This window comes from Pseudomonas sp. 30_B (genome assembly GCF_017491605.1).
GTDB lineage: Bacteria > Pseudomonadota > Gammaproteobacteria > Pseudomonadales > Pseudomonadaceae > Pseudomonas.
This window is the reverse complement of record NZ_JAFGYY010000001.1, coordinates 394953-407912: the sequence shown is the minus strand read 5'-3', so window position 1 is coordinate 407912 and position 12960 is coordinate 394953. Positions and strand designations below refer to the sequence as shown.

The window sequence follows — 12960 nt, the reverse complement described above, 5'->3', positions numbered from 1 at the left end:
GAAATGGCATTGGATTGTCACTCCCGTCCAGGCGGGAGTCCGGATTAAGCAGCTAGTTTTCTCTGGGTCCCCGCCTGCGCGGGGACGACGCCTTCGACAAGACCACGATTGATGAGACGCCCATGATCATCTCCGCCTCTACCGACTACCGCGCCGCGGCCCAACGCAAGCTGCCGCCGTTCCTCTTCCACTACGCCGACGGCGGCGCCTACGCCGAGCGCACCCTGCGCAACAACGTCGATGACCTGGCCGGCATCGCCCTGCGCCAGCGCGTGCTGAAGAACATGTCCGAGCTGAGCCTTGAGACGAAGCTGTTCGACGAGACGCTGAGCATGCCCGTCGCCCTGGCTCCGGTCGGCCTGACCGGCATGTACGCCCGGCGTGGCGAGGTGCAGGCAGCTCGTGCGGCGGCGGCGAAAGGCATTCCGTTCACCATGTCCACGGTGTCGGTCTGCCCCATCGAGGAAGTCGCCCCGGCCATCGATCGCCCCATGTGGTTCCAGCTCTACGTGCTGAAGGATCGCGGTTTCATGCGCAACGCCCTGGAGCGCGCCAAGGCCGCCGGTGTCACCACCCTGGTGTTCACCGTCGACATGCCAGTGCCCGGTGCCCGCTACCGTGACGCCCACTCCGGCATGAGTGGCCCGAACGCGCCGCTGCGCCGCGTCTGGCAAGCCATGACTCACCCGTCGTGGGCGCTGGACGTCGGCCTGCTGGGCAAACCCCACGACCTGGGCAACATTTCCAAATACCGCGGTAACCCCACGGGTCTTGCCGACTACATCGGCTGGCTGGGCGCCAACTTCGACCCGTCGATTTCCTGGAAGGACCTGGAGTGGATCCGTGATTTCTGGGACGGTCCGATGGTGATCAAGGGCATCCTCGATCCCGAGGACGCGAAAGACGCGGTGAAGTTCGGTGCCGACGGCATCGTCGTGTCCAACCACGGCGGCCGCCAGCTCGACGGCGTGCTCTCCAGCGCCCGAGCCCTGCCGGCGATCGCCGACGCGGTGAAAGGCGACCTGAAGATCCTCGCCGACTCCGGCATCCGCAACGGCCTGGACGTGGTGCGCATGGTCGCCCTGGGCGCGGACACAGTGCTCATCGGCCGCGCCTTCCTCTACGCCCTGGCGACCCACGGCGAAGCCGGCGTGAAGAACCTGCTGGACCTGTTCGAGAAGGAAATGCGCGTGGCCATGGTGCTGACTGGTGCCAAGTCCATCAGCGAGATCACCCGTGATTCGTTGGTGCGCGAACTGGGCGCGTAAGCCCGGCTCTTCGTAGGAGCGAGCTTGCTCGCGAACCCGCCCCGCTTCGTGCCAGCCCGGTTCGCGAGCAAGCTCGCTCCTACAAAAAAGCGCCCTGGTGCGATCTACATAAAGACCACCGATGGGCCGCCCAGCGGTCCACGCTCACCGATGATGACTGGAGCCGCCATGAGCCTGCCCGCCGCGTTCCTCGACACGGTAGAACACCTGATTCCCCGCGAGCGCCGCTTCGACGATCCGCTCTCGACCCTGGCCTTCGGCACCGACGCCAGCTTCTACCGGCTGATCCCCAAACTGGTGATCCGCGTCGAGAGCGAAGACGAAGTCGCCACCCTGCTCAAGGCCGCCCATGCCCAGCAGGTGGCGGTAACCTTCCGCGCCGCCGGCACCAGCCTCTCCGGCCAGGCCGTGAGCGACTCGGTGCTGCTGGTGCTGGGCGACAACTGGAACGGCCGCGACATCCGTGACGGCGGCACGCAGATCCGTCTGCAGCCCGGCGTCATCGGCGCCCAGGCCAACGCCTGGCTGGCCCCCTTCGGCCGCAAGATCGGCCCGGACCCGGCGTCGATCAACGCCTGCAAGATCGGCGGCATCGTCGCCAACAACGCCAGCGGCATGTGCTGCGGTACCGCGCAGAACAGCTACCACACCCTGGCCGGCATGCGCCTGCTGCTGGCCGACGGCACCCTGCTGGACAGCGAGCAGCCCGAAAGCGTCGCGGCCTTCCGCGACAGCCACGGCGCCCTGCTCGAGCAGCTCGCCGAACTGGGCCGGCAGACTCGCGCCAACGCCGAGCTGGCCGCGAAGATCCGCCACAAGTACCGGCTGAAGAACACCACCGGTCTGTCGCTCAACGCCCTGGTCGACTACGACGAGCCGCTGGATATCCTCACCCACCTGATGGTCGGCTCCGAAGGCACCCTGGGCTTCATCAGCGCGGTGACCTACGACACCGTCCCCGACCACCCGCACAAGGCCAGTGCGCTGATCGTCTTCCCCGATGTGGAGACCTGCTGCAAGGCCGTGACCGTGCTCAAGCAGCAGCCGGTGTCCGCCGTAGAGCTGCTGGACCGCCGCAGCCTGCGCTCGGTGGAGAACATGCAGGGCATGCCCGAGTGGGTGAAAAGCCTCTCCGCCAATGCTTGTGCACTGCTCATCGAATCCCGCGCCGCGACCCAGTCACTGCTGCATGAACAACTCGCACAGATCAGCGCCTCCATCGCCGATTTCCCCGTGAAGAAACAGGTCGATTTCAGCGAAGACCCAATCGTCTACAACCAGCTCTGGCGCATCCGCAAGGACACCTTCCCGGCCGTCGGCGCCGTGCGTGAGACCGGCACCACGGTGATCATCGAGGACGTCACCTTCCCCGTCGAACAACTGGCCGAAGGCGTCAACCGCCTGATCGCGCTGTTCGACAAGCACGGCTACGACGAGGCCATCCTGTTCGGCCACGCGCTGGAAGGAAACCTGCACTTCGTCTTCACCCAAGGCTTCGAATCTCCCGAGCAGGTAGCGCGCTACTCGGCCTTCATGGACGACGTCGCGCAGCTGGTCGCCGTGGAATACGGCGGCTCGCTCAAGGCCGAGCACGGCACCGGGCGCAACATGGCACCCTTCGTCGAACTCGAGTGGGGCCACGACGCCTACCAGCTGATGTGGCAGCTCAAGCGCCTGCTCGACCCCACCGGCATCCTCAACCCCGGCGTGGTGCTGACCGACGACCCGCAACTGCACCTGAAGAACCTCAAGCCGCTGCCGGCCGCCGACGAGATCGTCGACAAGTGCATCGAGTGCGGCTTCTGCGAGCCGGTGTGCCCGTCCAAGGGGCTGACCCTGAGCCCGCGCCAGCGCATCGTCATGTGGCGCGACATCCAGGCCAAACGCCGCGCCGGCATCGACACCACGGAGCTTGAGCGCGACTACCAGTACCAGGGCATCGACACCTGCGCCGCCACCGGTCTTTGTGCCCAGCGCTGCCCGGTGAACATCAACACCGGCGAACTGATCAAGAAACTGCGCGGTGAAGAGGCGCACCACGCCGGCACCGCCACCTGGCTGGCGCGCCACTTCGCCACCGCCATGAAGGGCGCGAAGTTCATGCTGCATGCCGCCAATGGCGCACGGATGCTGCTCGGTGCGCCGCGCCTCGCCCACCTCAGCGCCAGCATCAGCAATGCCAGCAAGGGTCGCGTGCCGCTATGGACGCCGGCCATGCCGCAGCCCGTGCGTCTCGCAGCCATGTCGCAGCCTGTGGATAACGGCAAGCCGCGTGTCGTCTACCTGACCGCCTGCGTGTCCCGCGCCATGGGCCCAGCGGCGGCGGACGAAGAGCAGACGCCGCTGATCGACAAGACCCGCCAGTTGCTGGAGAAAGCCGGCTATCAGGTGGTCTTCCCGGACAACGCCGACAACCTCTGCTGCGGCCAGCCGTTCGCCTCCAAGGGATATAAGGACCAGGCCGACGCCAAGCGCGACGAGCTGCTCGCCGAACTGCTGCGCGCCAGCCGCGGCGGCCTCGACCCGATCTACTGCGACACCAGCCCCTGCACCCTGCGCCTGGTGCAGGACCTGGCGGACGACCGGCTGAAGATCTACGACCCGGTGAAGTTCATCCGCACCCATCTGGTCGAGCGCCTGGACTTCCAGCCGCAGGACAAGCCGGTGGCCGTGCACGTCACCTGCAGCACCCAGCATCTGGGCGAAAGCCAGGCGCTGATCGACCTGGTCAAGCGCTGCACCCGCGAGGTGGTGATTCCCGAGAGCATCCACTGCTGCGGCTTCGCCGGCGACAAGGGCTTCACCACCCCCGAGCTGAACGCGCACTCGCTGCGCACGCTGAAAGATGCCGTGCAGTACTGCGAGGAAGGCGTCTCCACCAGCCGCACCTGCGAGATCGGTCTGTCAGCCCACGGCGGCATCGACTATCGCGGTGTGGTCTACCTGGTGGATCGCGTCACCCGCGCGCGCCCCGTGCAGGGCTCTTCATAGGTCCCGGCCCGCGTAGGAGCGGACTCCGTCCGCGATTGGCCGCAGGCGGCGCCAATTCGCCACTGTTCTTAACACCTCGTTAAGCGAGCGCTGGCACCCTCTGCCCGAACCGGATGGCGCCAGCTATCCTGCTGCACAGGCCGGTGAGGGGACCACGATGAGAATTCTATTGGCAGAAGACGACCAGTTGCTGGGCGACGGCATTCGCGCCGGGCTCGGCCTGGAAGGCGACACCGTTGACTGGGTCCAGGATGGCCAGGCTGCCGACCAGGCGCTGCAGACCGACGAGTTCGACCTGCTGGTGCTCGACCTCGGCCTGCCACGCAAGGACGGCCTGGAAGTGCTGCGCGCCCTGCGCCGGCGCGGCGACCTGACGCCGGTGCTGATCCTCACCGCCCGCGACAAGGTGACCGACCGCGTGGCGGGCCTCGACGCCGGCGCCGACGACTACCTGACCAAACCGTTCGACCTCGACGAGCTGCTCGCCCGTGTCCGCGCCCTCACCCGCCGCCGCACCGGCCGTGCCGCGCCACTGCTGCAGCACGGCGACCTGATGCTGGACCCGGCGACCCATCAGGTCAGCCTCGCCGGCGCGCCGGTGGACCTGGCTCCGCGCGAGTACGCACTGTTACGTCTGCTGTTGGAGCAACGCGGCAAGGTGTTGTCGCGCACCCGACTGGTGGAGGCCCTGTACGGCTGGGACGGCGACCTGGAGAGCAACGCCATCGAGGTCCATGTCCACCACCTGCGGCGCAAGCTTGGCAATGGCCTGATCCGTACCGTGCGTGGCATCGGCTACGGGATCGACCGCCCCGGCACTGCGTCCTCGCCGTGAGTCCCGTCCCCCGCCGCGTCGGCTCGCTCAGTCGTCGACTGTTGCTGCTGCTGATCGGCGGCATCTCCTTGTGCTGGCTGGTCGCCGGCCTGTTCACCTATCACCTGACCCGCGAGCAGGTGAATCGCCTCTACGACCAGGACATGATCGACTTCGGCCAGGCCGCGGCCAGCCTGGTGGACGTCGCCGACGCCATCGATCCGCAGTCCACCGACGCCCTGGAAATTCTCGCCCGCAGCCGCAAGGCCATCGAGGGACTGCCGCTGATCCGCCGTGAAGCGACCCTCGGCTACGCCATCTGGTATCGCGGCCAACCCCTGCTTGCCACCCCTGGCCCGCCGCACGGCATCGAAGCTCAGCCACTGGGCTTCTCCGACCTGCAACGCGACAACGTGAACTGGCGCGTCCTGCAGATCGTCTCGCCAGGCGCCGACGAAGTGCGCATCTGGGTCTTTGAAGACCTGCATTTCCGCTCCAAGACCCTGCGCCTGCTGCTGTTCAGCGCGCTCTTCCCCCTGCTGCTGGCCCTGCCGCTGTTCCTCGTGCTGGTGTGGTTTGGCGTGCGCCAGGGCCTGGCGCCGTTGCGCAGCCTGATCGCCCAGCTCCACCTGCGTACCGCCCACAGCCTGCACCCGCTGTCGCTGAGCCGGGCGCCGGTGGAGGTGCACAGCCTGGTCAACGAGTTGAACCTGCTGCTGGAGCGCCTGCAGTCGGCCCTGGAGGCTGAGCGCCGGCTGACCAGCGATGCCGCCCACGAAATCCGCACACCGTTGGCCAGCCTGCGCACCCACGCCCAGGTCGCACTGCGCTCCTCCGACCCGGCGGCCCATGCCCACGGCTTGCAGCAGGTCAGCCGCAGCGTCGAACGCATCAGTGCGCTGATGGAGCAGATCCTGCTGCTGGCCCGCCTCGACGGCGAGGAACTGCACGAGACCTTCCGTCGCGTTGACCTCGGCCTGCTCGCCGAGGAGACCATCGCGGAACTCGCCCCCCAGGCCATCGACAGGCACATCGAGCTCACCCTCGACACCCACCCGGACAGCACATTGATGGGGGTGTCGGTCTGGCTCGGGCTGATCCTCACCAACCTGGTCGGCAACGCCCTGCGCTACACCCCCGAAGGCGGTCGCGTGGCGGTGAGCCTGGAGCGCACGGCCGACCAGCTGGTGCTCTGGGTGCGCGACAACGGCCCCGGCGTGGCACAGGCCGAGCAGGCGGCCATCTTCACCCGTTTCTATCGCAGCCCCAACGTGGCCAGCAGCACCGGCAGCGGGCTCGGCCTGCCCATCGTCAAGCGCATCGTGGAGATCCACCACGGCCGCATCAGCCTGCACCCGGGACTGGACGGCGCCGGCCTGGGCGTATGCGTCGAACTTCCGGCAACCACCAGCGAAAAAGAGTGAACCTGAGGACAACTCCAGCAGTCCACCCTTTACGGTCCGCGTGAACGGTCCGCCACGACTCGGTCAATTTGCCAGGAGTACAGCCATGAAACGTACCGCCTTGCTCATTACCGCCGCTTTGCTGGCGTCGCCGGCGTTCGCCGCCGACCTGTGCAGCGACAACCTTCAGAAAATCGATGCTGCCGTGCAGTCCAATGCCGGTAGCGCCCAGACCCAGGACCAGGCCATGCGACTGCAGGAGAAAGCCATCCAGGCACAGCAGTCGGGTAATACCAAGGCCTGCATCGCCCAGACTGAAAAAGCCCTGAAGTTGCTCAAGCAGAGCAGCAAGTCCTGATGCCCTTCGACGGCCGGCCGCCTGGACCGGCCGGCCGCCATCGTTCTCGAATGCCAACCGCACCGATGGGGTTACCGCGCCGATAAGCACCACGAAGCTCTCGCCATTCGCGAGCCAGCAGTTCGTTCCCCCGACCAGCCGCCTACCTAAGATGTAGCGATTGCCGACCGACAAGAATCACAAGCGGAATCGCCATGTCCCTGACGCACCTGCTCATCGCCAACCGTGGCGAAATCGCCATTCGCATCGCCCGCGCCGCTGCGGAACTGGGCATCCGCACCCTTGCCATCTACGCCGAGGACGATACCGATTCCCTGCATACCCGCCAGGCCGACCAGGCAAAGCCCCTGCGCGGACGCGGCGCCAGCGCCTACCTCGACCAGCAGCAGATCATCGACATCGCCCTGGCCGAGGGCTGCGATGCCGTGCATCCCGGCTACGGTTTCCTCTCCGAGAGTGCCGACTTCGCCCGTCGTTGCGAGGCTGCCGGGCTGACCTTCGTCGGCCCCTCGGCCCAGGTGCTGGAGTGTTTCGGCGACAAAGCCCGCGCTCGCGACTTGGCCAGCACGCATGGCGTGGCGCTGGCCGCCGGCAGCAACCGCGCCACTTCGCTGGAAGACGCCGAGCGCTTCTTCCGCGAATTGCCCAGCGGCGCCGGGATGATGGTCAAGGCCCTCGCCGGTGGCGGCGGGCGCGGAATGCGTGCGGTGCGCAGCAGGGACGAGATCGCCGAGGCCTATGCCCGCTGCCAGGCAGAGGCCCGCTCCGCTTTTGGCGATGACCGCCTCTATGTCGAGCGCCTGATCCCGCGTGCCCGGCACATCGAAGTGCAGGTGATCGGTGACGGCCACGCCGTCAGCCACCTGTGGGAGCGCGACTGCACGTTGCAGCGGCGCAACCAGAAGCTGCTGGAAATCGCCCCCAGCCCCAACCTGCACCCGCGCCTGCGCGGCGCCATCCTCGCCGCCGCGCTGCGCCTCGCCGAGGCGGTGAACTACCGTGGCCTGGGTACTTTCGAGTTTCTCCTCGACGAGGACAGCGGCGACTTCGTGTTCATGGAAGCCAACCCGCGCCTGCAGGTGGAGCACACCATCACCGAAGCGGTGACCGGCATCGACCTGGTGCAGGCGCAGCTGCGCATCGCCGCCGGCGCCAGCCTCGCCGAACTGAACCTGACCCAGGCGGAAATTCCCGCGCCGCGTGGTCATGCCCTGCAACTGCGGATCAACCTGGAGAGCCTCGCCAGCGACGGCACGCCGCAACTCGCCTGCGGACGGATCAGCGCCTACGAACCGCCCAGCGGGCCCGGGCTGCGTGTGGACGGATACGGCTATGCCGGATACCGCAACGGTGCCGGCTACGACTCGCTGCTGGCCAAGCTGATCGTCCACGGCAACGGTGGATATCCACAGCTGGTGCAGCGTGCCTATCGTGCACTCTGCGAGTTCCGCCTGGAAGGCGTGGCCAGCAATATCCCGCTGCTGCTCAATCTGCTGCGCCAGCCAGAAGTGGCCGAGAACCACGTGACCACCCGCTACATCGAGGAGCACCTGCCCGCCCTGCTCGGCGCGCAGGAACATGCCCATCCACACCGTTTCTTCAGCCATGCGGGGCAGGCTCCGGTCGAGCAGCGCACCAGCGCAGCGCCGGCCGGTTGCATTCCATTGGCCACCCCCAGCGCAGGTGTACTCGTCAGCCTGAACACAGCGCCCGGCGATGCCATCGCGCAGGGCCAGACCATCGCTGTGGTCGAGGCGATGAAGATGGAATTCGAGGTGAAAGCCAGCGCCAGCGGCGTCGTCCATAGCCTCGCCGCCACCCCCGGCGACAGCCTCGGCGCAGGCAATGCACTGCTGTTCATCGAACCGGCGGACATCCAGGCACAGGACAGCCAGGACACCGCCGTCATCGACCTGGACGCCATCCGCGCCGACCTCGCCGAAGTCCTCGAACGCCACGCCATCGGCCTCGACGAACGCCGCCCGGACGCTGTCGCCAAGCGCCACAGGATCGGCAAGCGCACCACCCGCGAGAACCTCGCCGACCTGCTCGATCACGGCAGCTTCATCGAGTACGGCGCGCTGGCCATTGCCGCCCAGCGCCGTCGCCGCAGTGTCGAAGAACTGATCGCCAGCAGCCCCGCCGACGGCCTGGTCAGCGGCCTGGGCAGCATCAACGCCGCGCAGTTCGGCGACGAGAAAGCCCGCTGCCTGGTGCTGGCCTATGACTACACGGTGTTCGCCGGCACCCAGGGCGTGATGAACCACAAGAAGACCGACCGCATGCTGCATCTGGCCGAACAATGGCGCATCCCGCTGGTGCTCTACGCCGAAGGCGGCGGCGGGCGGCCGGGCGACACCGATTTCGTCGGCGTGGCCGGGCTGGACAACATGAGCTTCATCGGCCTGGCCCGGCTCTCCGGTCTGGTACCCCTGGTGGGCGTGGTCTCCGGCCGCTGCTTCGCCGGCAACGCTGCGCTGCTGGGGTGCTGCGACGTGATCATCGCCACCCGCGATACCAGCCTGGGGATGGCGGGCCCGGCAATGATCGAAGGCGGCGGCCTGGGCACATTCGCCCCCGAGGAAGTCGGCCCCAGCGACGTGCAGAGCGCCAACGGCGTGATCGACGTGCTGGTGGAAGACGAAGCCGAAGCCACCCGCATCGCCCGCCAGTACCTTGGCTACTTCCAGGGCGACACCGCCGACTGGCAGTGCGCCGACCAGCGCCTGCTGCGCCACGCGGTGCCGGAGAATCGCCTGCGGGTCTATGACATTCGCCAGGTCATCGAGCAGTTGGCCGACAGCGGCTCGGTGCTGGAACTGCGCCGTCACTTCGCCGCCGGGATGATCACCGCGCTGGTACGTATCGAAGGCAAGCCCTTCGGGTTGCTCGCCAACAATCCGATGCACCTGGGTGGCGCCATCGACGCCGAGGCTGGCGACAAGGCCGCGCGTTTTATGCAGCTGTGCGACGCCTTCGACCTGCCGATCATCTCGCTGTGCGATACCCCTGGCTTCATGGTCGGCCCGGAGGCGGAAAAAACCGGCACCGTCCGCCACGTCTCGCGCATGTTCGTCACCGCTGCCAGCCTGACCGTCCCCTTCTTCACCGTGGTCCTGCGCAAGGGCTACGGCCTGGGCGCCCAGGCCATGGCCGCTGGCAGCTTCCACGCGGCGCTGTTCACCGTGGCCTGGCCCAGCGGCGAGTTCGGCGCCATGGGGCTGGAGGGGGCGATCCGCCTCGGCTACGCCAAGGAACTGGCCGCCGTGGCGGATGCGCAGGAACGCCAGGCACTGTTCGACAAGCTGGTCGCCGCCGCCTACCGCAACGGCAAGGGCCTGAACATGGCGAGCTATCTGGAGATCGACGACGTGATCGACCCGGCCGACACCCGCCGCTGGCTGCTGCGCGGCCTGGCGTCGACGCCGAAGCCTGCACCACGCCAGGGCAAAAAGCGTCCACTGATCGACACCTGGTGACCGGGCGGATTGAGCTACGCCGGCGATCGGCTAGAATGCGCGGCGTCATTGGGGAGTAGCCGACCGTTCGCACGAACGGGGGCGACGTCAACACACTTGGCCCAAATCCGTTGACGATCTCGCGAGCTAGAGCAGAACTAGGCGAGAGCTGCTGAGAAAGCGGAGTTTACGAGAGTAAATGAGCATTTCTCAGCGGGTCTCAACGACGTTCAGCCGACGCACAGCAGATCGTAGACAGATTTCAAGCCATGGCGTCGCCAGCAATACACTGCCTGGCAAGACCTTTGACCACGCTGCCTCCGAAGGGCCGGGGAGCGCGTGGTCATGGGTATCGAACCGGCCAGGAGTTTTCACCGTGATGCACCCGCCCATCCCTCGCTCCATCCACCTGGGGCCCCACGCATGCTGACCTTCATCCTCGAATTGCTCGGCATGCTGCTGGTGATCCTGGTTGCCGCCGAAGTCTTCACCAACGCGCTGGAGCATTTGGGCGAACGCCTGGGCATCTCCGAAGGCGTCACCGGCTCGCTGTTCGCCGCCATCGGTACGGCCCTGCCGGAAACCCTGATTCCCCTGCTGGCACTGTTCGCCGGCACCAGTAACGCCAACCTCAACCAGGAAGTCGGCGTGGGCGCCATCCTCGGTGCGCCGTTGATGCTGTCGACCCTGTCCACCTGCCTGATGGCCTGCTTCGCCCTGCGCGCACGCGGCCTGACCGGGCGTGTACGCCCCGAGCGCACGGGCCTCAAGCGCGACCTGAACTTCTTCCTGATCGCCTTCAGTCTCGCCACCGTCGCCATGTTCGTGCCGGTGGAATACCTGACGGTACGCCTCGGCCTGAGCCTGCTGCTGGTGTTCACTTACGTTGCCTACATCACCCTCACGCTGCGTGCCTCGCAGGAGCTGGTCGAGAACGGCCACGGCACCGAGGCCGATCACCACATGTACCTGTCGCGCATCGGCCTGCCAACCAACCTGGCGACCATCCTGCTGCAACTGCTGCTAGGTCTCGCTCTGCTGGTGCTGGGCGCCAAGGGTTTCATCCACGGCGTCGAAGGACTCTCGCACCTACTGGGCGTTTCCGCACTGCTGTTGTCGCTGCTGATCATCCCGATCGCCACGGAGCTGCCGGAAAAGATCAACAGCATCCTCTGGGTCCGCCGCGGCAAGGACACCCTGGCGTTCGGCAACATCAGCGGCGCCATGGTGTTCCAGGGCACCCTGCTGCCTGCCATCGGCATCCTGCTCACCCCCTGGCAGCCGCGCACCGAAGTCCTCACCGGCGTGCTGATTACCCTCGCCGCCGCCCTCTGGCTACGCCTCAACGCCCAGCGTGATGGACTGCCGGTCTGGGTGCTGCTGCTCAATGGCGTGCTATACGCCGCCTATCTGGGCATCACCCTGTCACGCTGACGAGCGCGGCGTACCGCCTACACTGACCAGTCTGGGCTGCCGTTGCTGCGGCAGCCCCTTGTCACAGCGATACGCCGAAGGAGTGAGCATGAAAATCCTGGTAGTCCTGACCTCCCACGACCAGCTCGGCAGCACCGGCAAGAAAACCGGCTTCTGGCTCGAGGAGTTCGCCGCGCCCTACTACGTGTTCAAGGATGCCGGCGCCACCCTGACCCTGGCCTCGCCCAAGGGCGGCCAGCCACCGCTCGACCCCAAAAGCGACGAGGAAGACGCCCAGACCCCGGCCACCCGCCGCTTCCGCCAGGACAGCGAAGCGCAGGCCGCACTGGCCAACACGGTGAAACTGTCCGAGGTACGAGCCGACGACTACGACGCCCTCTTCTACCCCGGCGGCCACGGCCCGCTCTGGGACCTGGCCGAAGACCGCACCTCGGTGGCGCTGATCGAGTCCTTCCACTCTAGCGGCAAGCCCGTCTCCGCCGTCTGCCACGCCCCTGCCGTATTCCGCCATCCGCGCGGGCTGGATGGCCGCCCGCTGGTGCAGGGCCGCCATGTCACCGGCTTCACCAACAGCGAGGAGGAAGCCGTGGGCCTCACCGACGTGGTGCCCTTCCTGGTCCAGGACATGCTCAAGGCCAACGGTGCCCGCTTCAGCAAAGGCCCGGATTGGCAGAGCCACGTGGAAGTCGACCGCGGCCTGATCACCGGCCAGAACCCCGCGTCTTCCGAGGCCGTGGCCGAGGCCGTGCTGAAATTCCTGACCTGACAATGAGTTGCGCCGCCCCGGTTGGACCTTGGGGCGGCTTTCCCGTAGAATGGTTACGACCTTCAAAGGTTTTGGGGCCGATTAGGATTCGACGCCGGTAACAAAACTCGAGGGGCATGCCGAGTAGGTGACAGTTCTCGTAAATCAGCTGCCACAACTTTATAGTTGCCAACGACGACAACTACGCCCTAGCAGCCTAAGTGCCGCTAGCAGACCCTAGGGGATGCCTGTAAACCCGACGATTAGGTCTGTCATATAGAACAGGATCGCCGCCAAGTTCGCTGTAGACGTAACGGCTAAAACTCATACAGCTCGCTCCAAGCACCCTGCCACTCGGGCGGCGCGGAGTTAACTCAGTAGAGATGGCTAAGCATGTAGAACCGACAGCGGAGAACTGGCGGACGGGGGTTCAAATCCCCCCGGCTCCACCACATCCTTACACAGTGGCCTGATTTCGGGCTTCTGTGC

At 66.6% G+C, this 12960-nt stretch carries 8 protein-coding genes, 1 other RNA gene and 1 riboswitch; all 9 genes read left to right on the top strand.

The window, feature by feature from the left end; translation table 11 throughout:
* Positions 1-122 precede the first annotated feature (122 nt).
* On the top strand, positions 123-1268 hold the full coding sequence (lldD, locus tag J5M67_RS01785) for an FMN-dependent L-lactate dehydrogenase LldD (protein WP_207882681.1): 1146 nt from the start codon (positions 123-125) through the stop codon (positions 1266-1268).
* A gap of 168 nt (positions 1269-1436) precedes the next feature.
* Positions 1437-4259, top strand: coding sequence for an FAD-binding and (Fe-S)-binding domain-containing protein (locus J5M67_RS01780; RefSeq protein WP_207882678.1), 2823 nt, complete (start codon positions 1437-1439; stop codon positions 4257-4259).
* A 157-nt stretch (positions 4260-4416) separates the two neighbouring features.
* Positions 4417-5094, top strand: coding sequence for a response regulator (locus J5M67_RS01775; protein WP_207882676.1), 678 nt, complete (start codon positions 4417-4419; stop codon positions 5092-5094).
* Positions 5091-6497 carry an ATP-binding protein gene (locus J5M67_RS01770; RefSeq protein ID WP_207882672.1) on the top strand — a complete coding sequence of 469 codons (1407 nt, stop codon included), beginning with the start codon at positions 5091-5093 and terminating at the stop codon, positions 6495-6497. Before J5M67_RS01775 ends, J5M67_RS01770 begins: the two co-directional genes overlap by 4 nt.
* An 85-nt stretch (positions 6498-6582) precedes the next feature.
* On the top strand, positions 6583-6834 hold the full coding sequence (locus J5M67_RS01765; protein ID WP_207882670.1) for a hypothetical protein: 252 nt from the start codon (positions 6583-6585) through the stop codon (positions 6832-6834).
* A gap of 194 nt (positions 6835-7028) precedes the next feature.
* Positions 7029-10313, top strand: coding sequence for a carboxyl transferase domain-containing protein (locus J5M67_RS01760; RefSeq protein ID WP_207882668.1), 3285 nt, complete (start codon positions 7029-7031; stop codon positions 10311-10313).
* 38 nt (positions 10314-10351) lie between these two features.
* Positions 10352-10664, top strand: a riboswitch (yybP-ykoY riboswitch).
* 51 nt (positions 10665-10715) lie between these two features.
* A complete protein-coding gene (locus J5M67_RS01755) occupies positions 10716-11726 on the top strand; it encodes a sodium:calcium antiporter (RefSeq protein ID WP_207882665.1) in 1011 nt (336 codons plus the stop codon).
* Positions 11727-11814: 88 nt separating this feature from the next.
* Complete coding sequence (locus tag J5M67_RS01750) at positions 11815-12492, top strand: type 1 glutamine amidotransferase domain-containing protein (RefSeq protein WP_207882663.1); 678 nt, start codon at positions 11815-11817, stop codon at positions 12490-12492.
* 73 nt (positions 12493-12565) lie between these two features.
* Positions 12566-12923: a transfer-messenger RNA gene (gene ssrA, locus J5M67_RS01745) on the top strand.
* Positions 12924-12960 lie beyond the last annotated feature (37 nt).

Bases quoted from the DNA above. Each gene is read 5' to 3' on its own strand.
- J5M67_RS01775 (WP_207882676.1), top strand. From the start codon at position 4,417: ATGAGAATTCTATTGGCAGAAGACGACCAGTTGCTGGGCGACGGCATT.
- J5M67_RS01780 (WP_207882678.1), top strand. From the start codon at position 1,437: ATGAGCCTGCCCGCCGCGTTCCTCGACACGGTAGAACACCTGATTCCC.
- J5M67_RS01765 (WP_207882670.1), top strand. From the start codon at position 6,583: ATGAAACGTACCGCCTTGCTCATTACCGCCGCTTTGCTGGCGTCGCCG.
- lldD (WP_207882681.1), top strand. From the start codon at position 123: ATGATCATCTCCGCCTCTACCGACTACCGCGCCGCGGCCCAACGCAAG.
- J5M67_RS01755 (WP_207882665.1), top strand. From the start codon at position 10,716: ATGCTGACCTTCATCCTCGAATTGCTCGGCATGCTGCTGGTGATCCTG.
- J5M67_RS01750 (WP_207882663.1), top strand. From the start codon at position 11,815: ATGAAAATCCTGGTAGTCCTGACCTCCCACGACCAGCTCGGCAGCACC.
- J5M67_RS01760 (WP_207882668.1), top strand. From the start codon at position 7,029: ATGTCCCTGACGCACCTGCTCATCGCCAACCGTGGCGAAATCGCCATT.